This is a genomic window from Zunongwangia sp. L-65, from assembly GCF_056859415.1.
Genome location: NZ_JBSXOK010000074.1, coordinates 93646 through 118610 on the forward strand (window position 1 = coordinate 93646; position 24965 = coordinate 118610).

Genomic DNA, 24965 nt, shown 5'->3' on the forward strand with positions numbered 1-24965 from the left:
TTATTAAGAATTGATATTCAGAAGTAACGACTACCATTTTACACTAAAATTTATTGCTTGAAAGCATTTTCAAACATAGTTAAGAAAGTACATCTTTTTTTAGGAATAACATGTGGGGTTTTGGCATCCATTTCAGGTCTTACTGGTTCCATGTATGTATGGCAGCCGGAAATAACGTCGGCCTTAAATCAACGCTTACTACAAAGGGAATCTACTAATACTCTTTCGGAAAAGACATTATTAAAAACTTCCTCAGAACTTTATAGGAGTCAGAAAGATACTATAGCAAAGATATTCCTACCTTATCGAGAGCAGGAGACGGTTTCCATTATTTATAAGAATGGTCAAACCCTTTATTATCACCCGGAGACGGGAGTACCTTTAGGAAAAAAATCAGCTTCCATAAAATTGTTTGAAGATTTGTTGAAGATCCATCGAAGCCTTGGAATTCCTAAGATTGGCAAATACATTGTAGGTAGTAGTGCTATTATATTTTTCTTGTTTCTTCTTACCTCCGGTTTATTTCTATGGTGGAAAAAGTATAAATCAAATTTTAAAAAGGGAATTAAAATTAAATGGAAACGAAATAGAAAAAGATTTAACTACGATGTACATAAGTCACTTGGAATATTTTTTTCCCTTCCTTTGGCTGTAATGGCCTTTTCTGGTGGATATTTTACTTATAACAGCTACTATAAGGATGGTTTGAAGTTAATAGATGGTTTTATAGGCAATAAACAACCTGAAAAAAAGATTGAAGCAGGTACCGGGATCGATATACTGCACTTATTGGAGACTCCAGACAACCAATATGCACTCCGGGCAATTTATTTTCCTCAAGATGGAAATGAAGTGTATCAATTTAGATATATCAAAAACCGATTTATAAACCCCGGTCTAAGAAAAACCAGGGAATTAAAATTAGATAATAATAGTAATACCATTTATTCCTCATCCTTTAACGACGACCCGGTTAGCGAACAGATAGCAGCACAATTTTATCCGATTCATATTGGAGAAATGGCAGGCATGCTGGGGAGAATTTTAGTTTTTATCTCCGGGTTTGTCCCCCTAATATTATTTATTACCGGTCTCAGATTTTATTATTTTAGAACGGTAAGATAACGTCGAACAGGTGTTTAGTTTCAATTTTTTTAAACTTTTAATCTTAAAAATTCCCCGATAGCTTCGCCACGGTACTGCTAGCCGGACAGGCGGATATAGTTGGTTTTAAATTTTTTTTTCCTCTGTCGAACAGCTCAATTAGAATCTTATATGATGAAAAAAATAAGTTTCATTTAACCATGTATTAACAATCCATCGAAACCATATGTTATATTTTTAATGAGTTTAAATTTTGAAAATCAATCACTTATGAAAAAAGCTTTACTGTTTCTCCTTCTTTCAACGAGTATAATCATGGCACAAAAGAAGGATAGCCTTATTTCAGAAAATATTACGGGACATATTTATAAACCTAAGATGGTTGGGGCCACCGAAGAGAGGATATCGCAACTTCAATTACCGCAGGGGTTTAAAATAGAAAAATTCGCAGATAATCTGGGAGAACCCAGAATGATGGCTGTAAGCCCCCAGGGAAATATATATGTTTCTCGAAGGGAGGGAGACGTAGTGATGCTTAAGGATACTAATGATGACGGGAAACCTGACCATCAACAAACGGTAGTAACTAAAGAAGGAGCGCATGGGGTAGCTTTTCATGAAGATATGTTTTACCTTGTTACGGTAAATGATGTTTTCAGGGCACAGTTAAAAGAAGATGGTACTATTGGAGAACTGGAAAAGATTATAGGGAACCTACCAGATGGTGGTCAGCACCCCAACCGCACGATTGGTTTTGGCCCAGATGGGATGCTATATATATCGATTGGAAGCACCTGCAACGCCTGTGATGAAACACGGGAAGAAAATGCCACTATAGTACGGACTAATGCTGATGGGAGCAATAGAACCATATTTGCATCGGGACTGCGAAATACCATTGGTTTTGACTGGCATCCTGAGACGGGGGAACTTTTTGGGATGGATAGCGGAATTGACTGGCTGGGAGATGATGAACAAAAAGAAGAATTAAATCGTATCACTGAGGGAGCTGATTATGGGTGGCCGTATATCTACGACGATGGTAAATATAATAAGGCAGATGAACCGCCAAAAATGACCTGGAAAGAATACGCGCAGAAAGCTACAGAACCGGAGATGTTATTTACAGCCCATAGCGCTCCAATGAATTTAAAGTTTTACAGAGGGAAAATGTTTCCCTCGGAATATAAAAATACTGCCCTGGTAACTTTTCGGGGATCCTGGAATAGACGGCCAGCTTCCGGACACAAAATAATGAAAGTAACTTTCGAAAATGGGAAGCCTGTAAAGGCTGAAGATTTTGTAAAAGGTTTTTTAATGGAGGAAGGTACTTCCCGATTCGCCAGGTTAGCCGGTTTGGTAGAATTGCCCGATGGATCGCTTTTAGTTAGTGATGATACCAATGGCGTAATTTACCGAGTATCGTATAACTAATAATCGATTTACTGAACTCTGAAATAGTAAAGCCAGCCTGTCCAGCCGGCAGGTAGATTTAGGTTAATGATTTAAATTAACTTTCAGAAATGATAACAAATAGCCATATAAAGTAAATGATTAGTAATCCGTTAGTTTTTATAGTTTCCAAACATATTTTCCTTTTATGTGTATCAGATTGTTACCAGAAAAGAATATTCTACTTCTAAAATTTAAAAAAATATGGCGGACTCGATGTGGAGTCCGCCATTAATTAGTGTTCATTATTACTACGTTTTTAGTGGCTAATAAATCTGGATGATATTTAATTTCCACTCATTAGTCAAATTATCATCTTCTTCATCTGAACTGTTCCTTTCACTTTTACAATTCCGGGTTTTAAGCTGGTAGAAGTTCCTTCAGCTATTGTAAAAGTTTCTTTCCCGGTTTGAATTGGCTTAATTACCATCCTGTTCAACGAGAGTACCTTTTATAACAATTTCGGCTTTTTTAGCAGAAAAATCATTCTTATTCACTTCTTCCTGGATCTGCCTAAGGCTCAAATCATTATTTTTTGCCAAATCTAAATAAGCTTTACCGTCATTAAGACTCACTTTTACACTTTCCAGACCTTCCATATTTTTAAGTCCGCGTTCCAGACCATAGGCACAGGGGGCACAGTCCATTCCAAACGCTTCCTGATCTACTTTCTGAATCTGAGCATTGGAACTAAAACTTCCAAATACAATAACTATTATTACACTCCCATCCGGAAGTTTTTCAATTAAGTAGGATTTTTACTAACTGGAACCATCACAAAAGTACCCTTACCCACTAAAGCAGGAACTCTAATTGGTAAGAAAAATACAGCTAAGAATTTGAAAATTTCAGGTTCCTTCTCAAGGCAATACTTCTTTGTGTTTAGCTGTGTGAGGGCAGTTTCATCTTCGGGGTTTCTATGGCTCAAGGCCTGAATAAGATATTTCAACCTCCAGTAAAAATCGCCCTTTGGAATTGTCTCAAAGTTAATAATCATTCTTCTTTGTGTCAAGTCCCTTGTCATGGATGTTTCATCTGTTAATTTTTTAAAGTTTGTTTATACTATAACCAATAACTTAAATTAAGAAATACCCGATAGTTTTCTTTAACAACCCCAGGGATTAAATCTTGTACCACCGGATTAAGGCACCGAAAGGAATCCCATTATCCTTTTGGAGCTAAACGAAAAAAAAAATCTGTATTAGTGATTATAAATTTTTTTATAAAATCACAGAACTGTATATTTGCCCTTATTTAGATTTAGTATGAATAAATATAGGGTATTCTTCTTCTTTGTCATTTTCATTTCAATAAATACGTTTTCGCAAAATACGGCTAATGACACAGATTTGCGCACTTTGGTGACTCTCCTGGATTACATTTCCAAGGATTATCCAGTAGCGGTGGAGAATGGCGAAATAATCAATGAGTTTGAATTCGCCGAAATGAGCGAGTTTGCAAAAAAATCCATTGCACTTCAGCAGGATCTATTGCCGACAATTAATAATACCAGGTTTGAAAAGCTTGATGAACCCCTGCGGGAATTGCAACAAGCTGTTGCGGACAAAAAAAATCCAGAAGCGATTTCTACAATTGCTTTAAATATCAAAAACAAAATTCTCGATCTTGGAATTTTAAAAATTACACCTAATCGTTATCCCTCGTTAAAGAATGGAGCCACCCTGTACCAGAATAATTGCGTATCCTGCCACGGAGGCAAAGGATATGGGAACGGAGCTTTAGCCGGAAATTTAAATCCTGCACCGACCAATTTCCACGAAGCCCAGTTGTCCCCACTTCAGGCTTACAATGTCATCAAATTGGGGATTGAGGGCACGGGGATGGCTTCTTACAACCGTCTTACAGAAGAAGAGCTTTGGGACTTATCTTTTTACGTGCTGTCACTAAAGCACAATGAAGAAATTTCAAGAGCTCCATTGCCTTCCAATTTGCATCTTGACAGCATCAGCAAATGGAACGATGAAGAATTGCAACATTTTTTGAATAAATCTTTCAGCAATATAACAGTTGGCCAGGTGCGGAATTATGAACCTGAAAGGCCTGAACCTCTAAATGTTGCTATGACCAACCTTGATCTTTCATATCAGGAATTTCAAAAAGGCAATAATAAAATTGCCGAAAAATATGCCTTGACATCCTACCTTGAAGGCGTTGAGCTGGTGGAGAATATATTGGGTGCATCTGCGCCTTCATTAGTGAGGGGTATTGAGCGGGATATGATTGCTTACCGAAAAGCACTTCAAAACAACAACAAAATAGGTGCGGAAAATTATTATAATGCCCTTAAAGAAAAAATAACCTCTGCCAAAACTGTTTTAGCAGAAAAGGATTATTCCTTTGCATTTATATATGGTGCTGCATTATCAATCCTTATCAGGGAGGCCTTGGAAGCGTTGCTTATTATCCTCATTATTCTCCGTGTTCTAAGACCTATGAAAATCAAACGCGCAGTGATAGCCGTCCATTCCGGATGGATTTTCGCAGTACTAACTGGTGTGGTGAGTTGGTTTTTTGTAGATAAACTTATCAATTTAAGCGGTGCGTCAAGAGAATTGATGGAAGGTGTTGGAGCTATTCTGGCTGTACTGGTATTGCTCTTTGCAGGTATTTGGCTTCATTCCCATTCTGAGATATCGAAGTGGAAACACTTCATAAAAAATAAAATAAACCGCATTTCTGAAACCGGAAATATGATAGGTTTGTTGATTTTCTCGTTCATCGTGGTGTTTAGGGAAGCTTTTGAAGTGGTTCTGTTTCTTTCATCACTGAAACTGAGCAATCCCGATGTCGCAAATTCTGCTATTAACTGGGCCTTATTGACTTCCGTTATTATAATAGCCATTATAACAATCGTGTTTCTGAAATTTACTAAAGAACTACCTGTAGGAAAATTCTTCAAATTGGCTTCCTATATGGTAGCAGCCCTGGCAATTGTTTTAACAGGCAAAGGAATTATGGCCTTTCAGGAAGCAGGTTACATCCCCATTTCACCCATAGATTTTGCTCCCCGTATAGAACTATTGGGGATTTACCCGAATTTACAGTCTATCCTGGCGCAGCTCCTCGTACTTGGTATTATAGTTTTTTTCCAATGGAGGAATCTGAATCAAAAAGCAGACAAGTCCTCACAAGAATTGGTTACAGAAGAGTAAATGGAAAAAATCAATAAATACCAAACAGGTGTCATTTTATTGGCAGTTGTACTGGGATTATTATTGGGGAATTTGGCTATTTTGGAGAGATATGCATCGAGCTTTATTGTACTCTTGCTTATGGTAATGCTTTACGGCTTATTCTTAAGTATAAACATCGGCGAGCTTAAAAGTGCTTTCTTCAATCTCAAATTTTCAGTTAGCAGCCTTGTTATTAATTTTATCTGGACTCCCCTGTTTGCTTATTTGCTGGGATACTTGTTTCTGGATAACGAGCTGGCCATCTAGATAGGGTTTGTGATGCTTATGGTAACTCCCTGTACAGATTGGTACCTGGTGTTTACCGGTGTTGCAAAAGGAAATGTGCCGCTATCTACTTCTATTCTTCCAATCAACCTGATATTGCAGATTCTTTTACTTCCAATATTTTTGTTACTATTCTTTGGAAGATCAGGAAATGTTGAATTCAGGTCACTGGTTGAAAGTATTCTTCTGGTGCTCCTGATTCCTTTTTTATTAGTATTAGTTACCAAAAAAATAGTTAGCCGAAGCAATACTTCAGGGACGTCTTTTACCGGCTTTTTTGTAAAATCCCAGGTGTTGTTTTTATCATTGGCAGTAGTCGCAATGTTTGCTTCAGAAGGAAGAAATCTACTGGAAAATCCTGATGTTATTTACAAATTGCTATTTCCCGTGATTATATTTTTTATCATTACTTTTTTACTGGCACAGCTGGTCAGCAGGTTTTTTAAATTCAGTTATCAAAACAGGGTAAGCCTCACATTGACAACAATGGCAAGAAATTCACCTATTTCATTGGCCATTGCAGTTTCCGCATTTGCTTATGAACCATTGGTTGCATTGTCATTAGTTATAGGTCCTTTAATTGAATTGCCAATTTTGGCTTTAACCTCGCAACTGTTGTTGAAAATAAGAAAGAAAGTAATTTAGCGGGATTTGGATTATACCCATTTAAGGATAACCATATTCTATACACATGAAGTATTACAAACCATTCGAGATTCAATGAACAATATGTGCGAAAGATTATCGTAAGGCAGCTATTCTGTTGCTACTGGTAGAGTTATGTACATGCCGGTCCTCCATCGGCAGGTCACTTTACTAAGCTGGTGCACAATGGGATTGAATTTGGTATGCTACAGGCTATCGACGAAGATACAGATTTGCTTTCACAGTTCCGCGAAAAGCTTGATATACAAGGTATACTGGATACCTGGAATCATGTCCCGGTGATCAGATCGTGGTTAATCGAACTTTTAGGAAGGTTTTACAGGGGAACGGGAAGGTTGTGCGTCAATACAAGGCTTATGGTAGTTTGAAAAGCACTGGCACCCAGGGCAGGCATTTGACTGGAATTTCCCGTAGGAAAAGTTTCGGTTAATTTAATTAAACTTCTTAAGGCCTCTCCTTTATCATCCTTTTGAAAGAGTTGATATTTTGTAAATACTTTTAAATCTCCAAATCCCGACTGGGAATCCAAGCCATCGGGCGAAATTGAGACATAGGGTATTACCGCATCTACCTGCCATTTACTGGTAATGTTATAAGGAACAATAAGTACCTGCGCGTAAGCCTTGGCATTTTCCTTAGAAGTTATATTGCCAAAAGTACGCACTCCACGTCCCTGCACACCTAATATGATAGGTGTATCCGTAAAAATAGGCGGGCCCTGAGCATTCATATTAAAACCCAATATGAATATTAAGCAGGTAATAATAATATTCTTCCCGGAAATCTTCACCATTCCAGAAAGTAGTTTATTATCATCATAAAAAAGACCAAAAAAGTGGTTAGCCATAATATCGATTTGTTTTTTGTTGAATTTTCAGGATTTTGACTACATCCACATTCGTTTTCATCTTTGTTATTTTCTAAAGTCGAGAATTTGGTATCCTTATACACCCTATAATGAGCGACACCTAAGAATAAGAAAGACATGCTATACATATACGGTCTTACTGGATGTAACCATTCAAAACCAGAGGAAATACCGGTGACTCCCGCTACTCCAGTTAATATAGCAGGGGTCCAGCAACATAAAAATGGAACCCCTGCACTAAGAAAACTTGCGCCCAATAAGCTGTATTTTTTAATCTTCATTTAATTAAAGGATTTCAGTAAGCTCAATTTCCCACTTAGTGGTTAGCTCCCCGTCTTCTTCATCCTGAACTATCCCTTTAACTGTAAGGACTCCGGGTTTTAACCTGGAACGTAAGTTGGTAGAAGTTGCTTCAGCTATCTTAAAAGTTTCTTTCCCGGTTTGTATTGCATAAGTGCCATCCTGCTCAACGAAGTTGCCCTTTATAACTATTTCGGCATTCTTAGCTGAAAAACCATTCACTTTCACTTCTTCCTGAATTTGTTTCAAGCTTAAATTATTGTTTGCAGTCAGATCTAAATAAGCTTTGCCTTCATTCAGACTTACTTGTACCTTTTCTATACCATCCATTTTTTTGAGTCCGCGTTCAAGGCCATAGGCACAAGGTGCGCAATCCATTCCAAAAACTTCCTGATCTACTTTGGTGATTTGGGCGTTGGAACTTATGATTCCAAACACTGTCACTACGATAATTAATGCTATTCTTTTCATTTTACTCTTTTTTTATGTTTAAAATTCTTCTTTAATATCTGTTATAACCAATAACTTATGTTCAGTGAGACCCTATATTTTTCACGGGGCGTATTCGGAATAAGATCCTGGTATACCGGGAACAATGCCCCGAAGGAAATTCCCCAGGGACCGGTAAGTCCTAAAATTGAAGGACCAACCAATACTTTTTTACTCCGTTCATCTGTAGAAAAAAATTGTCCGTTAACTTTATTATCTCCGGGAAATTCGGCCAGTGATTCTACAAATATCCGCCAGTCGGGTTTAGGATAATCCCCCATAAAAACATCGGGACGATAACCTATCACCATGCTTGCATAGGGTAAATCGCCTAATTGCTCGTTGTCCTTTTCAAAATAATATTGGTAACCGCCACCTAACCAGGCGTACCAGGTACGTGAGGCATATCCCGTAGAAATGGCCCCATGGATAGAGTTCCCTACATTCACCTGTCCGCGAACATCCTCAGTAGGGGCAGATACACCTAAAATTGCTGTGGATTCAAACCTCTTTCCTACCCCAAAAGCATTTGAAAAAAAACGATACCACAAAGCAGCCTCGATATCTCCATTGGAAGGCATCATGCTATTTCCACGGGTTCGTGGAGCATTTTCCAGACGCTCAATCACAGTAGGAGTGGTAAGGGTAACCTGTAAATCTTCCGTAATGCCATAGAAAAATGTATACCGAAGCATATAAGAGGCCTCGTCTTCGGTCGCTATACTCATTCCGGAAGCGTTCATGTTTATACCGCCTTTTGCCAGGGTGGGGGTTTGTAATCCATAAATTGGGCCATGCCCCTGGGCTTCTACTTTATACAGTGTCGATAACCCTATGAATAGGATCAAAAAATAATTTTTCATGTTTTGTAAATTTAAACTTCTAAAAATCTTTGAATGGGCAATAGTAAATAAGCAGCAAACAATCCAAGGACATAAAGGCCAAAGGAAAACCAAAGAATGGCTTTGCTCCATCTTGTTGCTGTATCACATGCGGTCTCATTTCCGTTTTCATCGATCTCGCAGGTTTGGTTTCTTTTTCTTCCGTAGAACAACCAGAAATTAAAGCCTATCATAATCCCGGCAATCAGGAAGGTCCAGTCTTTATATTTGCTCATGGTAATGAGCCAGGGCAGGTCAGAAGCCAATCCCGCAACCACAGCTCCCATTCCCAGGGCAACCAGTAGCGAAGGCAGGGCGCAACACAGTAAGGTGGAAACCGAGGTAAAAAGGGATCCTATACTTACGAAGTCTTCTTTTATTTTAGCAAACATCTTTATTGTTTTTATACAGGTATCTCTATCCGTTTACAGAAGCCCCCTTTTCGGTTACAACTTCCACTTCAAACCCACGGTCTTTGATAAGGGAGAGTATCTTTTCTTCTGAAATCTGCTTTGGATCATATTCAATTATCGAGGAGCTTTTATCAAAGCTTGTCTCACTTTTTATAATGCCTTTTTGTTCCTTCAGCATCGTATCGATACCATTAGCACAACCGGACTGGCAATGCATGCCTTTAATTTTTAAGTGTAAGATTTTTTCCGTCATCTCCTTTTGGATTTTAAATTCAATTTGATTTTCATTTTTCTGATCCATAGCGCTAGCGGTATTTCCAGAAAACGCAAGGGTCGTTCCGGTTAACAATACCGCGAATAATTCTTTATGTAAACCTATCATCTTATAATTGATTTTTAAAAATTAACTATGTCAAAATTAGGGGCAGCAGGGGGGTGGTAACCAAATTAGATTTTATTTTTTTCTTTAAAAAAATCCTACTGCTTAATCTTCTAAAAATCTGAAATATTCTTTTTTCATTTTTTCTTTCGGATAGTATAATGAATGGTCTGGGCAATTATCAGCCCCTCGCGCACTATGTAGGAATCTGCTCCGTCATCTATTTGTGAACTGTCTGAATATGCAGTCCATTCCAGAAAAGCTATTTCATCTTCAAAAAGAAAATTGATATAGTTAAACTCCGCTTCGGGGAAATCCTTTATCAGCATTTTATTTAATTCCCTTAGTCCTTCATGTCCTTTATCAATACCATGCGTAGTAAGAAGGATCAAATTTTTGGAAAAGTTTCTATGCAGGTCCTCTTCTATAGATCCCTTTTTAGAAAGTTCCAGATGATCTTTTAATACTTCTTCTGTAGTTCTCATAGGCTAAAAATTTTATATTTAAAATAGGCTTTAAAAAATTGTTTGCAGCACATTCTATTTTTTGGGATCATCCCTTATTGACACCATTTTTCTTGTTGAGGCCCAAATACTGGTCACTGCTGCCAGTATGATTATATTTTTCATTACATATTGACCTTTCATAGTTAATACAAATGGGAAATGGGAGAACATTTGTTCGGGAAAAATGAAGAAGGTTGAAAAAGTTCCTAACATATGCAGGAAAAATAAGCCTAAAGCCCATTTCAAAAACTTCCCCAATTACAAGGATATGCCAATAAGGCTTTGAAAAATAGCCAATATAGGCATACAACTTCCTTGTGGAAGGAAATGGCCGCTCAGGGTACAAATGGTTGAGGAAGCCAAATCTTCTGCCGGGCTCAGACCAATAAAAAATTTAACCATCCCAAACCAGATGAAAATTATGCCAATGCTCCACCTTAAAAAAGTTATGGCCTTACCAGAATCTAAATGGATGTTATAGCTTATCATTTTATTGATAATTTCATTTCTGTCTGCAAAAGTTTTGCGGCTACAATCGTAAATACTGCCTGTACAACCGCAAAAATAATTAACGCCTGATCTAATCCTAATTTCAATAATTCCCCAAACAATAAGCTCCCAAGGCCAAAGCCGGTAAACAATGCAAAAACATTCAGTCCCATGGCCTGGCCTCCCTTTGTTTTACCACCCAATTCGGTTACTATACCTGCAAATAGAGGTTGAGTGAGGTCGTATCCCAAAGAGATCAAGGTGACTGCAAGGGCCGCGACAAGAACGGGTATTTCCAGGGCGAGACTGGCTGTTGCTATGGCCGCTGTTGCCAAGCCTGTTAAAATAATAGGATATCGCCCCCTGCGATCGGCTGCGCGCCCTATAAGGGAACCAAAGAAAAATCCTGGCAGGCCATAACCCAGAATGGCCAAACCAATTTCTATTGGCCCCAGATCATACTTTTGTACAAAATAGACCCCTAACCAGGTATAAATACCTGAATGGAAGATCCCATTCCAGAATACAAATAAATAGGTCCTTAACCCGCGTGGGAAAGCAAGTAGCCTGTAAAACCCACCTACCATTTTTTTGAATGAAGTACGATTGGATTTATGAGGTTCCTGTTTCCAGCCCATTCGGGCTACTTGTATCCACAAAGCCAAAGCGGCCAAGAGGGCAGTTGCCAAAAATAACATACGCCAGCCTGTATAAGGTTCCAACATTACCCCGGCGGTAGAACCTAAAGCCATTCCCCCTTCCATAGCGGCAAATAAAAGTCCCAGGGGTCTCCCTCTCTCTGAAGGTTTGAACATATCTCCTACAAGGGCCAGGGACATTGGCACCACACCGCTTGCCCCTAAACCCGTTAGCAATCGTAACAGGATGAGTTGTGAAGCAGATTGCACCAGGGCGGTTATCGCTGTTAATACAATAAAAGCCAGTAGGGATATTTGAAGTATGCGTTTTCTTCCAAATTTATCGGATATGAAACCATAAAACAGGACTGAAACTCCGTAAGCCAGCATATAAGCTGGTACTATAAGACCAATCCGCTGTTCTGATACATTAAAAATAGTTGCCAGTTTAGGAATAAGTGGCGCTATCATATACGCCTGAAAAAATATTAAGCCCGCTGCCATGGCCAGGGGAGCAAAAATGGTTTTTAAGGGTTTATTTGAATTGGGATTTTCCATTACTCTGTATTATTTTTACTGGGAATTTTAAAGCTGTTATATTTATTTGGCTTCTTGAATAAACTGCCATCTCACAGTTATAAAGATGTCAAACATAAAATCTAACCTGGGGTGGTATCCTAATGTTAGCTTTCTTTATTAAAAAAAAGGAGCAACTTTTTAGCCGCTCCTTTTAAAATTTTTTTACATTTTTTTTAAGCTGCCATTTCTTTACAGCTTTCGGCACAGGTTCGACATTTTTCTGCGCATTGCTGGCAAACTTCACTGTCAAACTTTGCACATTCATCAGCACAGGCTTTACATAAGTCGGCACAAATGGCACATAGGCGTTTTGAATAATCAGACTGGCTTGCAAGTAGTTGAACACAGGCTGTGCATAAAGCAATACAATCCAGACAAAATTTGTGGCATTCTTTCATGTCTGGTTCCCCCAAATGTTGGTCAAGGCAAATTCTCGCCGCAGTAATGCAGGCGTTGCAATCATCGATACATTTTTGCATTTCTGAACTTAATGGTTTCATAATTTAAATGGTTTTAGTTACTTCCTGATTTGCTCGGAAATCAGAAATAAAAGATTAAGAGCCGAACCTCTTTTCAAATATCGACTCATAGCCCGGGGGGTAGGCAAGCCGATTAATAAAGATTTAACATTTTAATTTGATTAAAAAAAAAGGCAGCCAAAAATGGCTGCCATAAAAAGTTTCAGATTTTAATTTCAGTACGATGGTTTTGCTAACTGGCTTTTCCTATTCCTGCTTCGATAAGTTTTTCTTTGCTTATACCATTGTTTGTACAGCACTCAAGCAATTTTCCATCAACCGCCACCGCGGGAATTCTCTTTACACCGTACTCCTGCACTTTGTCTATACAGGTCTTATCCTCACATTGTTCCACCAGGTTATAGGTGGTAATCTCGCAACTATCGCAGGACAACTCTTTCACCATTTTTACAACCGGATCACAAACCGGACAATTTGCCGTAAATATTTCTATTTGTCTTTTCATTTTTTTTTGAATTTAAATTAACAATCAGTTTTATCCTTCTTATTAAAGAACAATCCAAAGATAAGAGCGGAACCGGGGTGGTCTCCAAATAAAAAAACCTGCTTTTTTACGACAGATTTTTATTAGTATTAAAATTAAATGGAAAATTTTTGAATGTTTTACTCTGATCTATTTTCGGAAATGTAAGATTCCAGCCTTCGTTTAAGTTCATCAATCTCCTTCATTTTATCGGTAAGGCTGTTAAGCTCAAGGTCGGGAAATTGTTTGCGAATAAATTCAATTCGCTCTTCATTACCGCAATTACCGGGACAGGCTTCCACAGTTTCTGAAATTGTGATCGCCAGCGCTTTGCGGTACACTTCATCTAAAAGAAGAAAATGCGCCTTATCAAGTCCTTTTTGCGCCGCTTTGAACTGGATCAGAATCTTTTCTGGATCTTTATTTTCATCCAGCATTTTTATAAGTCCGTTAAGCTGGCCGCTGATGCTCTGCAAGCGAGTTTTTATATCTTTACTTAGATCTCTAGGAATCATACTTTTAATTTTCAGCAAGATACATCTGGAGTGGGGGAGGTCACCAAAAGTATTTTAAATTTTTAGCAGCAATTTGTTCCTTCCTGAATGGGTGGACAGGCAACATTACCATAAGAACAATAAACACAGCAATCACCTTCTTTTGGTTTTAATAAATGCTTGCAATTATCACATTGGTAAAAAAACTGACAGGCTGTTGTGGGCATTTCCTCTTCTTTTGTGTGTCCGCAACCAGGACATGTAATGGTAGAAACTAGTTCTATTTCCATAATCTATTTATTTTTAAAGCATATGAGGGATATCTGATGACAAAGTTGGATACGTAAAGATCATCGTCCTTAACTCATTGATTTTCATTTTGGTCTTTATCGCCATGGCAAATAAATTGATGGTTTCCTCCGTGTTAGGTCCTATTAAATGTGCGCCAAGAATAGTCTGATTCTCTTTATCAATGATAGTTTTGTAGGCATATTCCTTAACATTCAGTCTTTTTGCATTGAACCAGCTTTCCGCATGGTTATAATTGACCTGATATTCTATCTGTTTTGATTTGGCTTCTGCTTCGGTTAATCCTACTGATGCCAGGGTAGGCAAAGTAAAAACTACGGAAGGCATTGGTGGATAATTAACTTTTTTCTTGTTCCCTTTGATGATATTTGATGCCACAACATGCCCTTCCATTACTGCAACAGGGGTAAGGGGTAATCCTCTTGAATCTGCCGAATCTCCCGCTGCATAAATATTGGCGTTAGAGGTACTTTGAAGGTATTCATTTACCGCAATTCCTTTTTTTGAAAAAGATATCCCTGCTTTTTCCAAATCTAAATCAAATATGGCGGGAGGACGACCGGCCGAGTTAAAGACAGAGTCAGTCTTATAAGTGGCCTCTTTTCCATTTGATTTTCCTGTAACTACATAATGATCTTCTTTCTTTTCAATTTTAGAGACTTCAGTTTCCAAAACAAGTTTAATTCCCAGGTTTCGGGTTGCATTCACAAGATGTTGTACAATGTCATGATCAAAGTTTTCTAATGGGTGATCACCACGATGCAATATGGTAACATCGGCACCAGCCCGTGCAGCGATATGAGCAAATTCAAAGGCAATGTAGCCACCTCCAATAAATAAAAGCGATTCAGGTAGTTTTTTCAGGTTAAGGAAATCTGTACTTGAAAGAGCCAAATTTCCACCCTCAAAATCCAGTACCCGGGGTTTTGCTCCGGTTGCGATCACAAATTTATCGGCTTCAATAACTTCATCACCTAACTCTAAGGTGTTATCAGATAAAAATTTAGCTGAAGTATGATAGGTGTCTATGTCTTTATTCTTATATCCTTTTTCAATTTTAGGAGGCATGGCATCCACAAAAGATTGTTTAAATGCCATAATATCTTCCCAATTGACTTTAGGCACTGTATCTATTCCATTTCCTTTAAGCCTTTCTGCAAAATCACGTACTTCCGTTGCGCCTATAATCACCTTTTTGGGATCACAGCCTCTTAGGGCACAGGTTCCACCATAGGGAAGTTCATCGGTAATGCCTACCTTAAGGCCTTTGGAGGCACATTTATTGGCAGCGGTCATACCTGACATACCAGAACCTATTACAAATACATCGTACTTTTTCATAATTTAAATTTTAGATTGGTTAGTTTTTAATTTATATAAATCTCGTTTTCTTTCCTAAAAACCAAAGAAGGTTTAGAATAACTTTATGATATACATACAAATAGAATTAACAACATTTAAACCCGCTAGAATTGGAAAAAAAATCTTCTACTTTTGAAATTTTTCCTAATGGATTTTTTTCTAACCATTTGTTTGCGGCATCCTCTGAACCAAAAAAGAAGGAGTGCCGGCAGAAACTTGATTTGATATCACAACTATCGGCCTTTTCGACCCATGAAATAAAGAGGGGAACAGGCCTGGTCCATTCTAGAAGATTATCTGAAATAGACAATTTTACAGGAATGTCGGTTATAGGATCTATTGATATTATTTCCCATCTATGCATTAGATACCGGGGTAATAAAATACTATCCATTGCACACCAGGCATACAAAGTTTTATTGTCAAAGTTTAGTTGATGTACAGTTTTATTTAAAGAAAGTCCTAAATAACCCACAATTTCACCTTCTTTATTGACCTCTCCGTATTGCTGTATTATTTGATGTGCTTTATCTATAGGGACATCCATCACTTCAGAAAAGCGACCTCGAGGCAGGGGTCTTCCCTTAAGTAATTCCCAATACACTTTATCACTATTGGGAAGGTTCATTTCCTTGAGCATCTTTTCAAAACCATTCACAAATTGATGACCGTCAAATATTATTTCCTGTTTCTTCATATGCTTTTAATAATTACAATTAATAAAATTTTAGAAATCGATAATTTATAATCCCGACTTCATCAATAACCTGAGATGTTTTTTCAAATTGTAAATTTCTTATATAATTAGTTCCGTACTGGGTAAAGAAATCTTCCGTAGCAAGGATATACTCTTTGAGTGCCAAATCATTTTTCAATAATCTATGGGCTATAATTACTTCCTTACCATAGAGTTTGCAAAAATCATTGATCATAACAGATCCCAATTCTCCATAATGGAGAATGAACTTTAAACTAAGCTCTCCTAAAAGCGTACATGCCCCACACGAACAATCTGTTTCAATTATTTGCTTTAATTGATGGTGAAACGCTCGATGCATTAAAAAACATTGTTCTATAATTTCATCTACAGTATAATCTTTTTTGAAACTATAAAACAGTATGGCATCACCTTCTATTTCTGAAACCTGAAGCCCTAATTTGTTGTTTTTAAGTATTGCCTCCAGCAAGAGTGCGATAGTAATCTGACTGTATTGTAGATCTGCCTCGTTAATATATTTAGTAAAGCCAGTAATATCCGGGATTAGCAATAATCCCGGCATGATCCCTTTCTTCAATTGAATACATCGTGAAACTCCCATACTATTAGCTGGCACAACAGCTTAATTTAGAAACATCCTTTCCAAAAGTAATAGCTGCCAGTTTTATCCCTTCTCCTAAGGTTAAATAAGGATAAAAGCTTTCTGCCAAATCTTTTACGGTTATACCAAACTTTATGGCCATACTTAATTGTTGTATCAATTCACCTCCTTCGGGTGCGATTACTCTGGCGCCAATTAATTTATCGGTTTCAGTATTACGTATGAGTTTAATAAACCCTCTGGTATCCTGTGCGGCCAAAGCCCTGGGAACATGGCTAAGGTCTAATTTAGACACTTCGAAGGGAAGGCCGGCTTCTTCGGCTACTATTTCGTCCATACCTGCCCCAGCAACTTGAGGGTCCGTAAATACTACCCAAGGCAATGAAGAATAATCGATACCGGTTTTTGAAAGTGAGAACGCATTGCTTACAGCAGTACTTCCTTCAGTGGCTGCAGTATAAACAAAAGGAGGGGTCTGGGTAACATCCCCGGCAGCAAAAATATTGGATATATTGGTTTCCATCTTTTCGTTCACCAAAACATGTCCCACCGCTGAAAGGTTCATTTTGATCTTATCCAGTCCTAGTTTAGAAGTATTAGGTTTTGTTCCTGTGGCAACCACTATTTTGCCTTTTTCAATAATTTGTGTGGTAGTACCGTCGGGACAGTTACAATGAATAATAGTATCCGCTCCCTGTTTTTCAAATTTAAAGGCTCGAAAATTAGGCAGGATTTCTATTCCTTCCTTCTTCATTTGTGCTTCGAGCACATCTGTTATGTCCTTGGTCTGGCTTCTTAAAGGCCTGTCGGTGAATTCTATGATACGCACTTTTACGCCCAATCTATTGTATGCCATGGCAATTTCTAACCCGATATAGCCCGCACCCATAATGGTCAGGCTTTGCGGTTTTTCTTCTAAATCGAATAAGGATACATTGGTTAGATAGCCAACCTCATTTAATCCTTCAATATTAGGGATGTAGGTGGTAGCTCCGGTCGCAATAAGAATGTTTGTGGCTGTGTAAGTATCTTTCCCATCAACAATAATGGTACCTTTATCCACAAACTCAGCCCATCCTGTTAACATGGCCAGGTTCTTAAAATCTTTTACCACATCCATATATTTCTGTTGCTGCAGGGCCGCTACCAGGTCTTTTTTATCTTTAATAACCTGGCTAAAATCTATATCTACACCTTTAGGCCTGATCCCTTGAAAATTAGAATGGGTTGCGTGATATGCCGTTTCGGCAGCTCTTATTAAGTTTTTTGAAGGAACACAGCCTACATTAACACAAGTGCCGCCAAAATTCAAGCCCGCGTTTACCATAAGGGTTTTAAGACCTAAACTTTCAGCTTTTATGGCTGCTGAAAATGCGGCTGACCCTCCACCAACAATGATAAGGTCAAAATTATTTTTATCTGAAACCTGTTGGCCGTTACTAGCTTTATATTGGCCAGACATTTCTATGTTATCAATAATATCTTGCTGAGATGTGGTGCTGGAATCAAAGATGAATTTTCCTTCGCCTTTAGGATAAGATACATCTAATGCTATAACTCCTTCTAATTGCTTTACTTTTTTTTCGATGCCTGTAGCACAACCGGTACAGGTCATACCCTGAATGGGCAAAGTGATCTCTTTCTGCATATTTATTTTATTTTTATATTGAGGGTAATTACTACCCAATTTATTTTTGATTATGATTTATCTTTTAAAAATGGAATTAGCCATTTGGTATGGTTAATCCCCAGCCAGTGGTGTACCAACAATCCTAAAATGGTACCGTGGACAATATGGGCCGCAAGGGTGATCAAAAATAATTGAGGCCACATATATTTGATGCCAAAAAGCCCAACCATCGGTCCCATAGGAGGGCCGGTCATCATGCCTAACTCCATAATCAGCATCCAGCCTATTGCCCATAAAACCGTTTTATTATATGAGATAAAGTTTCCAAATACCAGGGTAAATATCAATCCAAAACTTGCACCGTTCATAAAATGGATCAATTGACCTATCCAGTAATACGAATTAAAGTCGGAACTACCCGTTACCATCTTCCCGAACATTTCCGGAGTATCTCCCGGTAACCAGCTGGCTATCACCCCCATCTGACGAAGCCAGTCCAGACCTATAGTAGCTATTGCCCCTGCTAAGAGGCCCACGACAATTCGTTTATATAGATCAGGGAAATTTTTCTTGCTGTAAAAAATAATCCATGTTAAGATGAGCATAGAAGGGATATATACAAATAGCATATATGGCTCACCAAATTCATGGGCTGTTTTAATGACTTTCGGTCCCATTGTGATTCCCTTGAAATATTGGGCATAGCCAAAAGAAAGCACAATTAAGTTTATAGGCACAAATCCTCCTGTAAACAAGGCTAATAAGGATAAAAAAGATTTTTTATTCAACATAGCTTATAGATTTATTTTGTTACTTCTGCAATAATATTACTAACTAACCCATCAAGTTCACCTGCAACAGCTTCAGTTCCTTTATATTGTTTTAAAATTGTAGAAGGCATAAAATAACGATTCACCACTCCATTTTAATTTTGTTTTTTTTGAATATGTAAAAAGGTAAATTGTTCCTTAATTATATAAGTAACTTCTTAAGTATATGAGTAAATAAAAAATTATGACTCGTTTTGGGTAGTCTCTATTACCTTTTCAACTTTATAGCCTTTCTTTTCTATAATCTTTTTTAAGGTCTCGATATTTGTTTTAGAGTTTTCGAATTTAATAATGGCAATATCCCCGGGATATTCAACCGAATGTTCCACAACACCTTCTACTTCTTTAAGCGCATTGTAAATAGCATTAGAACAACCCGCGCAGGTAATTCCGTCAATTTTAAACTTAACTGTGTTTGTTGTTTGCTGGTTGATACTTGCTTCCATTATTGTTTGGCTTTTTGATGTAGGGCAACATTGTTGCGCTTTAACCTGGAATGAGGTTAATGATAAAACTAGAACTGTTATTACTAATAGATTTTTCATAATATTTTGTTTGAATTTACTTATGTACCACTTTATATCCGGTAGAATTAATCGCTTTTTCAATATCTTCTTTAGAAGTTTTTGTATTATCAAATTTAACCTCGGTGTTTTTATTTTCATAAGAAGGGATTACATCTAAAATCCCATCCAATTGATTTACTGCGTGTTTTACGCTTTCTTCACAACCAGCACAAGTCATTCCCTCAACATCAAACTTTATAGTTTGAATATCTGACTGGCTCACCACTACAATATCTTTTTTATTATCAGGATAAAAGATTTCAGAATAGTAAGGAAAAGCCAACATTAACACGGAGAAAATAGTAACTATACCCAGAAAAGCTTTGGATTTAAAGAAAGAAGGCTTTTCGTCTTCATCACAGGCACAGTCTATCTCCTCCTGGGTTTTTGGTTTTAATTTTTGATACCAGGCAAAAGCCAGTACTAAGATGGTAATACCAATAAGATATGGTCTGAAGGGTTCCATCCAGGAAAAAGAGGAGGCGATGCCGGCGCTGCCTGAAATCAAGGCCAATATCGGTGTGATACAGCAAAGTGAGGCCGCCGCCGCTGTAAGCAATCCAGCTCCTAAAAGTCCGCTGGATTCATTTTTTTTAGGTGATTTAGAATTCGTTTTCATTATTTAAGCTATTTTATTTTTGTGATTTATTTATTAAACTATTTAAACGGCTATTTTAGATTGTTTTATTCCTTGAAATATATAAGAAAGGATTTTTTCCCCTCCATCGTTTAAAGAATAAAATAGGGTTTGACCTTCCCGTCGTGACGAAATGATACCGGCATCTTTGATTTTCCGGATATGCTGGGAAACTGCCGGCACGCTCATTTCCAAAATATCAGCGATATCACAAGGACAAAGTTCATTTTCCATATCTAACAGGAAAAGGATTTTTAAACGTACCTCATTTCCCGCAAGCGTTAAAATTTTACTCATTGTTTGAAAGCTGGAAGAAGATTTGTCAATAGTGTTCTTACAGCGTAATATTTGCTTATGATCAGCTTCATTTCTGGTACAGGTTATTTCTAAACTCATAAATAGTATTTTTAATTACGAAACAAATGTATCATTAATATATTATTTAAGCAAAAACTTAAATATAAAAATTAGCAAATTCTCTAGCCTCCCTTTTGGTTTAATTTGAATGTTAGATGAGACTGCTTAATTTTCCAACCGAAAAGGTCCTATACTGCTGAATTATCTCCTTTCATCAATTTTACTCACTATACCGGAAATCCCCTCATAAATCACCGCCACTGCCACACCATAAACCAAATGTGCAAGAAAACCGCGTATATGGGTAGATGTAGGATATTTTTTGTTTGGAGCACTAAAACCTAGTGCAGGGGTAATCCCTTCATCTACAATTAGAGAAAGGGAAGCACCCGTAATCAAGCCATTAGAAGTAGTCGAGAAGGAATTGGTGTATTTTAAAATAGGATATAGACCTGCCCATCCCATACCCAGACCAAAATGGAAAACCTGTCCCATCATTTTTTCCTGATCCTCATTTAATTCAAATCCCAAATTTTTAAGAGTTTTTTTTGCCGCGATTTTAAAGGGAGGACCTGGCCTTACCTCTTCTTCTTTCTCTTGATCTTTTTGAGGTCCTAACTCAAACAGCTTCATGGACACTTTCTCCATCACTTTAGTGGCTAAATACCCACTTCCCATACTGCCTGCGAATGCAAATAAAATATTAGATATTTTCATAGCTCTAATTTTTATTATTAGAACTTCAAATTATATATAATTATTTACGCAATTAGTTAAATAGGTTTTAAAGTATTGGTAAGAAAGTTTAAATTTCAATTAGTTCTCATGGATATTCTGAAGATTTCCCTACTTATTTCATGATTAAGTTTTTAGGTTTTACTGTAGGGACAACGGGATATTGTCATAATATATACAATGAGAGGAGGCTTGAAATGGGTAAGAGCAAAATGAGTACAATCAATATAATAAGAAATAAGTTGGTGGCCCGGGCATTTGCGGTGATTGCGCGAGGGACACCTTATGTGAATACAATGGGCTACTTTTCCTAATTCACCGCTCCAGTTATTCTTCATATGTACTGCAAGAAGGTTCAATCCAAGTGAACATTTTTAGCGGTTAGAAACTTATTTTCCAAATTCTGCATAGAATTCCTTCATACCTCATTTTATGCCTTAGCGTTGAAGGTAGCTTCTCTTCATCTTCAGGCCTTCGACTTCCTGGCCGTCCACATAGCACATTAACTTTTTTTGGTGGCGAAATAACAACATCCATTCCTGCGGGCGGCATAAAGCCGCTTCGCTTTTTATACGCCCTATGCAGGTCTGGATATTGTAAAATTATTTGCATCAAAAAAAGGTAATGTAAAGGCTCTATGGGAAGTAAGTCGAAAACAAAAAAAGATGAAATCAAATCCACCACAAAATATCGCAACGGCACAAAAGAATCAAAAAAAGGAAAATGCTCTGGATATAAAAAGTATGTCGATCAAAAAGGCTTTGTGGATAAAAAGCAGAACTATAGAAGAAAATTATGAAAGGAAATTTGGATTTATCATAGGATACTCTATAGGAAGTAAATCAAATAAAAATCTCATGAAATCATTTCAAAACAACATACCCGGAAGCGAAGTAAAAAAAATCAAAAACAGGAAAACGCCCCGGATATAATAAGTAAATCAATTATTAATTTTTAAATCTTTTAATTATGAGTACGCTTAGAAACAAAGTTCAGTTAATCGGAAATGTGGGACAAACCCCGGAAATCAGAAATCTTGAAAGTGGTAAAAAAGTAGCCAGCTTTTCAATTGCAACCAATGAATTCTATAAAAATTCAAAAGGAGAAAAAGTACAGGATACGCAATGGCACAATGTTGTGACATGGGGAAAACAGGCGGAGCTTATCGAGAAATATGTTGATAAAGGTAAAGAAGTGGCCATCCGTGGCAAACTAACTTCCAGGTCCTATGAAACCCAAAGCGGGGAGAAACGATATGTTACCGAAATTTTGGTGAATGAAATCCTATTCCTTGGAAACAAGGAAAACGCAGACCAGTAATTTTTAAAACTAAGAGGGCGCCTATCTCCAAAGTTGCGCCCTCTTTTAATTATTAATCTAAGAAAATCAATAATTATGAAAACCAAAGTTAGTGAAATAAAAATAGCCTATCGCAGCAGGGTAAAACTTAGTGAAGCACCAAAAATAAAATCTTCCGCTACCGCTGCCGATGTCCTTTATTCCAATTGGGATAAAGATGAAATAGAAGTGAGCGAGAGTTTTAAACTCCTTCTGCTCAACAACAATAACCGTGTAAAAGGGATTTTTGAAGTGTCCAGAGGCGGGATTACCTATACCCTTGTGGATCTGCGCCTTATTTTCGGAGTTATCCTAAAGAGCCTTAGTACAGCGGTTATCCTTTGCCATAATCACCCCTCGGGAACGCTACTACCAAGTAACCCCGACAAAGACCTTACCCGTAAAATTAAAAATGCCGCTGGGTTATTTGATATCAAAGTGTTGGATCATTTGATTTTAACGCCCGGTGGAGATTACTATAGTTTTGCCGATAATGGCATGCTTTAAAACCCGAAAGTCATGGTTTATCTGAATTTTAACGATTTGAACAAAAAACCCCAAAAACGGCTAATCAAAATTTCCCGGGAAGAAGTAACCCCAAAAATACGGGAAATCGATCCAAAGGTATGCAAGGGAACACCAATCCGATTTTAAGAAAATAATCGAGGAGGAAGGCTTAAAAAACTTATATTCCTATACCTATATTTTTAATATCTGAATAGGTTAATCATTCAAGAAGCTCCCAAGTATTTTATTCTAAAATGTATTCGGCAGTTTTTTATATAAACCAATTCCTTGAAAACAAAAAGGGAAAATTCGCTGTTACCTGAATTTCCCCTTTCTTTTTAGGTCATTGAAACCTATTCAATAAAGATAAAAAAATTCCTGAATTTGCTCACCCTGTTGAATAGGAAATATTTGTTTATTACAACCTGGTACTAAAAAAATCCTTATATTTATTTCGCTGACTTTCAGCATTCAAATTTACGCAGGCGTATCCATTTTTGACTTTCGCCGATAAACCTGCAATCAAATAATTAACAACGGAAATTTTTTCCTGAAAAATGGCAAGGGGCTTTTGACTGTCTATCAAGACAGGCAATAGGCCAAATTGTACGGAATTTTTGTCCCGCGCTGCGGGACGAAAAGGAGTAGCAAGAGGATAACACGCGATGCGATGTTTAGTACTCCTTTTTATTTTCAAATAACTGATATTCAATAATTTGAAAAAATATGAAATTCTACACTTCTTACAATTTGCGACAAATGCCTTGTAAGCGCCCATTTTTAGGGAATAATTTGCGACAAATCGGCGAATTATGGACTCATTTATCGGTATCAGGTTTAAAAAAGAAACGGCAAAACGTTTCCAGGAATTTTCAAGAAAACACTTCAAATCACACACCGAGGCATTGGAAACAATGCTTGACTTTTTCTTCTATAACGAGATCTCCCCAAAAGAAAAGCTAGGTCCTACCGGGAGGACCATAGAAGCGAAACTTTTAAAAAGGATTAATGCCGTTATCGCCATAATGCGGGATGTGGAAAAGACACAAACCAAACCGACTGCGGCAATGATTCAATCGCTGTTTGAAATAGAAGAACCCAAAAAGAAACCCTTGATTGTGGAAAAGAAATATGCCAAAGAACAACCTAAAGTAAGGTTTCAGGAAAAGCAAAATCATCATAACGAACACTAAATTTTTGAGCTATGTACATCACGATTACACCTCAAAAACTGGGAGGCAATTATTCACAAAGTTCAGGCGATTTTGTGGGTTACCTGGAAAAAGAAAACGAAGGCTTAGAGCCTTCTGAAATGGAAGATTTTTTCAATCAATATGATGATAAGATTTCCGCTGAAGAAGTCGTAAAAGAAATTGATGGCAACACTGCTAAACTCAAAAAGAACGAACCCAAATTCTATTCGATTACGGTTAGCCCTTCCAAATATGAATTGAATCGATTGCAGAATAGCAGCGAAGATTTAAAAAAATATACGCGGGAACTGATGAAGGATTATGTGGCATCCTTTAACCGTGAAATCAATGGACGACCTATTCGTATTGAAGATATTAAGTATTATGCAAAAATAGAACACCAGCGCAGCTTTAAAGGTACAGATTGGCAGATCAAAGAAAAC

Annotated in this window: 34 protein-coding genes and 2 pseudogenes; 12 read left to right on the forward strand and 24 right to left on the reverse strand. The window is 37.5% G+C overall.

Going from position 1 to position 24965, the window contains the following annotated elements:
• Positions 1-57 precede the first annotated feature (57 nt).
• Entirely contained in the window at positions 58-1125 is a 1068-nt protein-coding gene (locus AC13DP_RS16450; RefSeq protein WP_013073433.1) for a PepSY-associated TM helix domain-containing protein, read from the forward strand.
• Between the two features lie 294 nt (positions 1126-1419).
• The gene (locus tag AC13DP_RS16455) at positions 1420-2538 is read left to right on the forward strand and encodes a PQQ-dependent sugar dehydrogenase (RefSeq protein ID WP_201765797.1); all 1119 of its coding nucleotides are present in this window, start codon (positions 1420-1422) and stop codon (positions 2536-2538) included.
• 437 nt (positions 2539-2975) lie between these two features.
• On the opposite strand, the gene AC13DP_RS16460 is transcribed toward AC13DP_RS16455, so the two are convergent.
• The gene (locus AC13DP_RS16460; RefSeq protein WP_229792205.1) at positions 2976-3203 is read right to left on the reverse strand and encodes a heavy-metal-associated domain-containing protein; all 228 of its coding nucleotides are present in this window, start codon (positions 3201-3203) and stop codon (positions 2976-2978) included.
• A gap of 98 nt (positions 3204-3301) precedes the next feature.
• A complete protein-coding gene (locus tag AC13DP_RS16465; protein ID WP_041579146.1) occupies positions 3302-3580 on the reverse strand; it encodes a hypothetical protein in 279 nt (92 codons plus the stop codon).
• A gap of 241 nt (positions 3581-3821) precedes the next feature.
• Between AC13DP_RS16465 and AC13DP_RS16470 the strand changes: the two genes are divergently transcribed.
• The 4 genes and pseudogenes from AC13DP_RS16470 to AC13DP_RS16485 all read left to right on the forward strand — a co-directional run.
• Positions 3822-5729: a cytochrome c/FTR1 family iron permease gene (locus AC13DP_RS16470; RefSeq protein WP_057482991.1), complete on the forward strand. Its 1908-nt coding sequence runs from the start codon at positions 3822-3824 to the stop codon at positions 5727-5729.
• Positions 5730-6017: a sodium/bile acid symporter family protein gene (locus AC13DP_RS16475; protein ID WP_013073428.1), complete on the forward strand. Its 288-nt coding sequence runs from the start codon at positions 5730-5732 to the stop codon at positions 6015-6017.
• A gap of 12 nt (positions 6018-6029) precedes the next feature.
• Positions 6030-6680, forward strand: coding sequence for an arsenic resistance protein (locus tag AC13DP_RS16480; protein ID WP_013073427.1), 651 nt, complete (start codon positions 6030-6032; stop codon positions 6678-6680).
• Positions 6681-6853: 173 nt separating this feature from the next.
• Positions 6854-7069: pseudogene (locus tag AC13DP_RS16485) on the forward strand (hypothetical protein); the annotation flags it as partial.
• Here the strand turns inward: AC13DP_RS16485 and AC13DP_RS16490 are convergent.
• The 21 genes from AC13DP_RS16490 to AC13DP_RS16590 form a co-directional block, all read right to left on the reverse strand.
• On the reverse strand, positions 7018-7548 hold the full coding sequence (locus AC13DP_RS16490) for a hypothetical protein (protein WP_013073426.1): 531 nt from the start codon (positions 7546-7548) through the stop codon (positions 7018-7020). The pseudogene AC13DP_RS16485 and the gene AC13DP_RS16490 overlap by 52 nt on opposite strands.
• Positions 7488-7850 carry a hypothetical protein gene (locus tag AC13DP_RS16495; RefSeq protein ID WP_049771487.1) on the reverse strand — a complete coding sequence of 121 codons (363 nt, stop codon included), beginning with the start codon at positions 7848-7850 and terminating at the stop codon, positions 7488-7490. Before AC13DP_RS16495 ends, AC13DP_RS16490 begins: the two co-directional genes overlap by 61 nt.
• 4 nt (positions 7851-7854) lie before the next feature.
• A complete protein-coding gene (locus tag AC13DP_RS16500) occupies positions 7855-8340 on the reverse strand; it encodes a heavy-metal-associated domain-containing protein (protein WP_041579141.1) in 486 nt (161 codons plus the stop codon).
• 41 nt (positions 8341-8381) lie between these two features.
• Complete coding sequence (locus AC13DP_RS16505; protein ID WP_013073424.1) at positions 8382-9221, reverse strand: hypothetical protein; 840 nt, start codon at positions 9219-9221, stop codon at positions 8382-8384.
• A gap of 11 nt (positions 9222-9232) precedes the next feature.
• Positions 9233-9631 carry a hypothetical protein gene (locus AC13DP_RS16510; protein WP_013073423.1) on the reverse strand — a complete coding sequence of 133 codons (399 nt, stop codon included), beginning with the start codon at positions 9629-9631 and terminating at the stop codon, positions 9233-9235.
• Positions 9632-9656: 25 nt separating this feature from the next.
• The gene (locus tag AC13DP_RS16515) at positions 9657-10034 is read right to left on the reverse strand and encodes a heavy-metal-associated domain-containing protein (RefSeq protein WP_013073422.1); all 378 of its coding nucleotides are present in this window, start codon (positions 10032-10034) and stop codon (positions 9657-9659) included.
• 134 nt (positions 10035-10168) lie between these two features.
• Positions 10169-10516 (reverse strand): nuclear transport factor 2-like protein, encoded by a 348-nt coding sequence (locus tag AC13DP_RS16520; RefSeq protein ID WP_013073421.1) that lies wholly within the window; start codon positions 10514-10516, stop codon positions 10169-10171.
• A gap of 506 nt (positions 10517-11022) precedes the next feature.
• Complete coding sequence (locus AC13DP_RS16525) at positions 11023-12222, reverse strand: MFS transporter (protein WP_013073418.1); 1200 nt, start codon at positions 12220-12222, stop codon at positions 11023-11025.
• A 194-nt stretch (positions 12223-12416) separates the two neighbouring features.
• Positions 12417-12743 (reverse strand): four-helix bundle copper-binding protein, encoded by a 327-nt coding sequence (locus AC13DP_RS16530; protein WP_075325752.1) that lies wholly within the window; start codon positions 12741-12743, stop codon positions 12417-12419.
• A gap of 211 nt (positions 12744-12954) precedes the next feature.
• Positions 12955-13227, reverse strand: coding sequence for a thioredoxin family protein (locus AC13DP_RS16535; protein ID WP_013073416.1), 273 nt, complete (start codon positions 13225-13227; stop codon positions 12955-12957).
• Positions 13228-13385: 158 nt separating this feature from the next.
• Positions 13386-13760, reverse strand: a complete 375-nt coding sequence (locus tag AC13DP_RS16540) for a metal-sensitive transcriptional regulator (RefSeq protein ID WP_011709211.1) — start codon at positions 13758-13760, stop codon at positions 13386-13388.
• 62 nt (positions 13761-13822) lie between these two features.
• Positions 13823-14029, reverse strand: a complete 207-nt coding sequence (locus AC13DP_RS16545) for a GDCCVxC domain-containing (seleno)protein (protein ID WP_075325753.1) — start codon at positions 14027-14029, stop codon at positions 13823-13825.
• Positions 14030-14042: 13 nt separating this feature from the next.
• Positions 14043-15389 (reverse strand): dihydrolipoyl dehydrogenase family protein, encoded by a 1347-nt coding sequence (locus AC13DP_RS16550; protein WP_013073414.1) that lies wholly within the window; start codon positions 15387-15389, stop codon positions 14043-14045.
• A gap of 106 nt (positions 15390-15495) precedes the next feature.
• Positions 15496-16107 (reverse strand): organomercurial lyase, encoded by a 612-nt coding sequence (gene merB / locus AC13DP_RS16555; RefSeq protein ID WP_013073413.1) that lies wholly within the window; start codon positions 16105-16107, stop codon positions 15496-15498.
• Positions 16108-16126: 19 nt separating this feature from the next.
• On the reverse strand, positions 16127-16744 hold the full coding sequence (locus AC13DP_RS16560; protein WP_075325754.1) for a DUF2652 domain-containing protein: 618 nt from the start codon (positions 16742-16744) through the stop codon (positions 16127-16129).
• Positions 16734-18377, reverse strand: coding sequence for a mercury(II) reductase (gene merA, locus AC13DP_RS16565; RefSeq protein WP_013073411.1), 1644 nt, complete (start codon positions 18375-18377; stop codon positions 16734-16736). Before merA ends, AC13DP_RS16560 begins: the two co-directional genes overlap by 11 nt.
• A 50-nt stretch (positions 18378-18427) precedes the next feature.
• A complete protein-coding gene (locus tag AC13DP_RS16570; protein WP_013073410.1) occupies positions 18428-19150 on the reverse strand; it encodes a hypothetical protein in 723 nt (240 codons plus the stop codon).
• 221 nt (positions 19151-19371) lie between these two features.
• On the reverse strand, positions 19372-19734 hold the full coding sequence (locus tag AC13DP_RS16575; protein WP_229792233.1) for a heavy-metal-associated domain-containing protein: 363 nt from the start codon (positions 19732-19734) through the stop codon (positions 19372-19374).
• A gap of 16 nt (positions 19735-19750) precedes the next feature.
• Entirely contained in the window at positions 19751-20374 is a 624-nt protein-coding gene (gene merTP / locus AC13DP_RS16580; RefSeq protein WP_037314311.1) for a mercuric transport protein MerTP, read from the reverse strand.
• Between the two features lie 42 nt (positions 20375-20416).
• Positions 20417-20788, reverse strand: coding sequence for an ArsR/SmtB family transcription factor (locus AC13DP_RS16585; RefSeq protein WP_037314308.1), 372 nt, complete (start codon positions 20786-20788; stop codon positions 20417-20419).
• A gap of 162 nt (positions 20789-20950) precedes the next feature.
• Positions 20951-21466, reverse strand: a complete 516-nt coding sequence (locus tag AC13DP_RS16590) for a DUF1440 domain-containing protein (protein ID WP_013073404.1) — start codon at positions 21464-21466, stop codon at positions 20951-20953.
• A gap of 194 nt (positions 21467-21660) precedes the next feature.
• Between AC13DP_RS16590 and AC13DP_RS16595 the strand changes: the two are divergent.
• Positions 21661-21798, forward strand: a pseudogene (locus AC13DP_RS16595) (IS110 family transposase); the annotation flags it as partial.
• 67 nt (positions 21799-21865) lie between these two features.
• Here the strand turns inward: AC13DP_RS16595 and AC13DP_RS16600 are convergent.
• Complete coding sequence (locus AC13DP_RS16600; protein WP_013073403.1) at positions 21866-22096, reverse strand: hypothetical protein; 231 nt, start codon at positions 22094-22096, stop codon at positions 21866-21868.
• A 53-nt stretch (positions 22097-22149) separates the two neighbouring features.
• Here AC13DP_RS16600 and AC13DP_RS16605 point away from each other — a divergent pair, with 53 nt between their 5' ends.
• The 5 genes from AC13DP_RS16605 to mobB all read left to right on the forward strand — a co-directional run.
• Entirely contained in the window at positions 22150-22416 is a 267-nt protein-coding gene (locus AC13DP_RS16605) for a hypothetical protein (protein ID WP_013073402.1), read from the forward strand.
• Positions 22417-22453: 37 nt separating this feature from the next.
• On the forward strand, positions 22454-22804 hold the full coding sequence (locus tag AC13DP_RS16610) for a single-stranded DNA-binding protein (RefSeq protein WP_013073401.1): 351 nt from the start codon (positions 22454-22456) through the stop codon (positions 22802-22804).
• Between the two features lie 75 nt (positions 22805-22879).
• The gene (locus AC13DP_RS16615) at positions 22880-23329 is read left to right on the forward strand and encodes a JAB domain-containing protein (protein ID WP_013073400.1); all 450 of its coding nucleotides are present in this window, start codon (positions 22880-22882) and stop codon (positions 23327-23329) included.
• Positions 23330-24141: 812 nt separating this feature from the next.
• Positions 24142-24522 (forward strand): BfmA/BtgA family mobilization protein, encoded by a 381-nt coding sequence (locus AC13DP_RS16620; protein ID WP_223090200.1) that lies wholly within the window; start codon positions 24142-24144, stop codon positions 24520-24522.
• An 11-nt stretch (positions 24523-24533) separates the two neighbouring features.
• Positions 24534-24965 (forward strand): MobB family relaxase (mobB, locus tag AC13DP_RS16625; RefSeq protein ID WP_483068126.1); only part of this gene is annotated, 432 nt, incomplete at its 3' end.

What these genes read in the sequence shown, in the direction of transcription:
- AC13DP_RS16455 (WP_201765797.1), top strand. Translation starts at nt 1,420, where the DNA reads ATGGCACAAAAGAAGGATAGCCTTATTTCAGAAAATATTACGGGACAT.
- AC13DP_RS16460 (WP_229792205.1), bottom strand. Translation starts at nt 3,203, where the DNA reads ATGGACTGTGCCCCCTGTGCCTATGGTCTGGAACGCGGACTTAAAAAT.
- AC13DP_RS16465 (WP_041579146.1), bottom strand. Translation starts at nt 3,580, where the DNA reads ATGACAAGGGACTTGACACAAAGAAGAATGATTATTAACTTTGAGACA.
- AC13DP_RS16470 (WP_057482991.1), top strand. Translation starts at nt 3,822, where the DNA reads ATGAATAAATATAGGGTATTCTTCTTCTTTGTCATTTTCATTTCAATA.
- AC13DP_RS16475 (WP_013073428.1), top strand. Translation starts at nt 5,730, where the DNA reads ATGGAAAAAATCAATAAATACCAAACAGGTGTCATTTTATTGGCAGTT.
- AC13DP_RS16480 (WP_013073427.1), top strand. Translation starts at nt 6,030, where the DNA reads ATGCTTATGGTAACTCCCTGTACAGATTGGTACCTGGTGTTTACCGGT.
- AC13DP_RS16490 (WP_013073426.1), bottom strand. Translation starts at nt 7,548, where the DNA reads ATGGCTAACCACTTTTTTGGTCTTTTTTATGATGATAATAAACTACTT.
- AC13DP_RS16495 (WP_049771487.1), bottom strand. Translation starts at nt 7,850, where the DNA reads ATGAAGATTAAAAAATACAGCTTATTGGGCGCAAGTTTTCTTAGTGCA.
- AC13DP_RS16500 (WP_041579141.1), bottom strand. Translation starts at nt 8,340, where the DNA reads ATGAAAAGAATAGCATTAATTATCGTAGTGACAGTGTTTGGAATCATA.
- AC13DP_RS16505 (WP_013073424.1), bottom strand. Translation starts at nt 9,221, where the DNA reads ATGAAAAATTATTTTTTGATCCTATTCATAGGGTTATCGACACTGTAT.
- AC13DP_RS16510 (WP_013073423.1), bottom strand. Translation starts at nt 9,631, where the DNA reads ATGTTTGCTAAAATAAAAGAAGACTTCGTAAGTATAGGATCCCTTTTT.
- AC13DP_RS16515 (WP_013073422.1), bottom strand. Translation starts at nt 10,034, where the DNA reads ATGATAGGTTTACATAAAGAATTATTCGCGGTATTGTTAACCGGAACG.
- AC13DP_RS16520 (WP_013073421.1), bottom strand. Translation starts at nt 10,516, where the DNA reads ATGAGAACTACAGAAGAAGTATTAAAAGATCATCTGGAACTTTCTAAA.
- AC13DP_RS16525 (WP_013073418.1), bottom strand. Translation starts at nt 12,222, where the DNA reads ATGGAAAATCCCAATTCAAATAAACCCTTAAAAACCATTTTTGCTCCC.
- AC13DP_RS16530 (WP_075325752.1), bottom strand. Translation starts at nt 12,743, where the DNA reads ATGAAACCATTAAGTTCAGAAATGCAAAAATGTATCGATGATTGCAAC.
- AC13DP_RS16535 (WP_013073416.1), bottom strand. Translation starts at nt 13,227, where the DNA reads ATGAAAAGACAAATAGAAATATTTACGGCAAATTGTCCGGTTTGTGAT.
- AC13DP_RS16540 (WP_011709211.1), bottom strand. Translation starts at nt 13,760, where the DNA reads ATGATTCCTAGAGATCTAAGTAAAGATATAAAAACTCGCTTGCAGAGC.
- AC13DP_RS16545 (WP_075325753.1), bottom strand. Translation starts at nt 14,029, where the DNA reads ATGGAAATAGAACTAGTTTCTACCATTACATGTCCTGGTTGCGGACAC.
- AC13DP_RS16550 (WP_013073414.1), bottom strand. Translation starts at nt 15,389, where the DNA reads ATGAAAAAGTACGATGTATTTGTAATAGGTTCTGGTATGTCAGGTATG.
- merB (WP_013073413.1), bottom strand. Translation starts at nt 16,107, where the DNA reads ATGAAGAAACAGGAAATAATATTTGACGGTCATCAATTTGTGAATGGT.
- merA (WP_013073411.1), bottom strand. Translation starts at nt 18,377, where the DNA reads ATGCAGAAAGAGATCACTTTGCCCATTCAGGGTATGACCTGTACCGGT.
- AC13DP_RS16570 (WP_013073410.1), bottom strand. Translation starts at nt 19,150, where the DNA reads ATGTTGAATAAAAAATCTTTTTTATCCTTATTAGCCTTGTTTACAGGA.
- AC13DP_RS16575 (WP_229792233.1), bottom strand. Translation starts at nt 19,734, where the DNA reads ATGAAAAATCTATTAGTAATAACAGTTCTAGTTTTATCATTAACCTCA.
- merTP (WP_037314311.1), bottom strand. Translation starts at nt 20,374, where the DNA reads ATGAAAACGAATTCTAAATCACCTAAAAAAAATGAATCCAGCGGACTT.
- AC13DP_RS16585 (WP_037314308.1), bottom strand. Translation starts at nt 20,788, where the DNA reads ATGAGTTTAGAAATAACCTGTACCAGAAATGAAGCTGATCATAAGCAA.
- AC13DP_RS16590 (WP_013073404.1), bottom strand. Translation starts at nt 21,466, where the DNA reads ATGAAAATATCTAATATTTTATTTGCATTCGCAGGCAGTATGGGAAGT.
- AC13DP_RS16600 (WP_013073403.1), bottom strand. Translation starts at nt 22,096, where the DNA reads ATGCAAATAATTTTACAATATCCAGACCTGCATAGGGCGTATAAAAAG.
- AC13DP_RS16605 (WP_013073402.1), top strand. Translation starts at nt 22,150, where the DNA reads ATGAAATCAAATCCACCACAAAATATCGCAACGGCACAAAAGAATCAA.
- AC13DP_RS16610 (WP_013073401.1), top strand. Translation starts at nt 22,454, where the DNA reads ATGAGTACGCTTAGAAACAAAGTTCAGTTAATCGGAAATGTGGGACAA.
- AC13DP_RS16615 (WP_013073400.1), top strand. Translation starts at nt 22,880, where the DNA reads ATGAAAACCAAAGTTAGTGAAATAAAAATAGCCTATCGCAGCAGGGTA.
- AC13DP_RS16620 (WP_223090200.1), top strand. Translation starts at nt 24,142, where the DNA reads ATGGACTCATTTATCGGTATCAGGTTTAAAAAAGAAACGGCAAAACGT.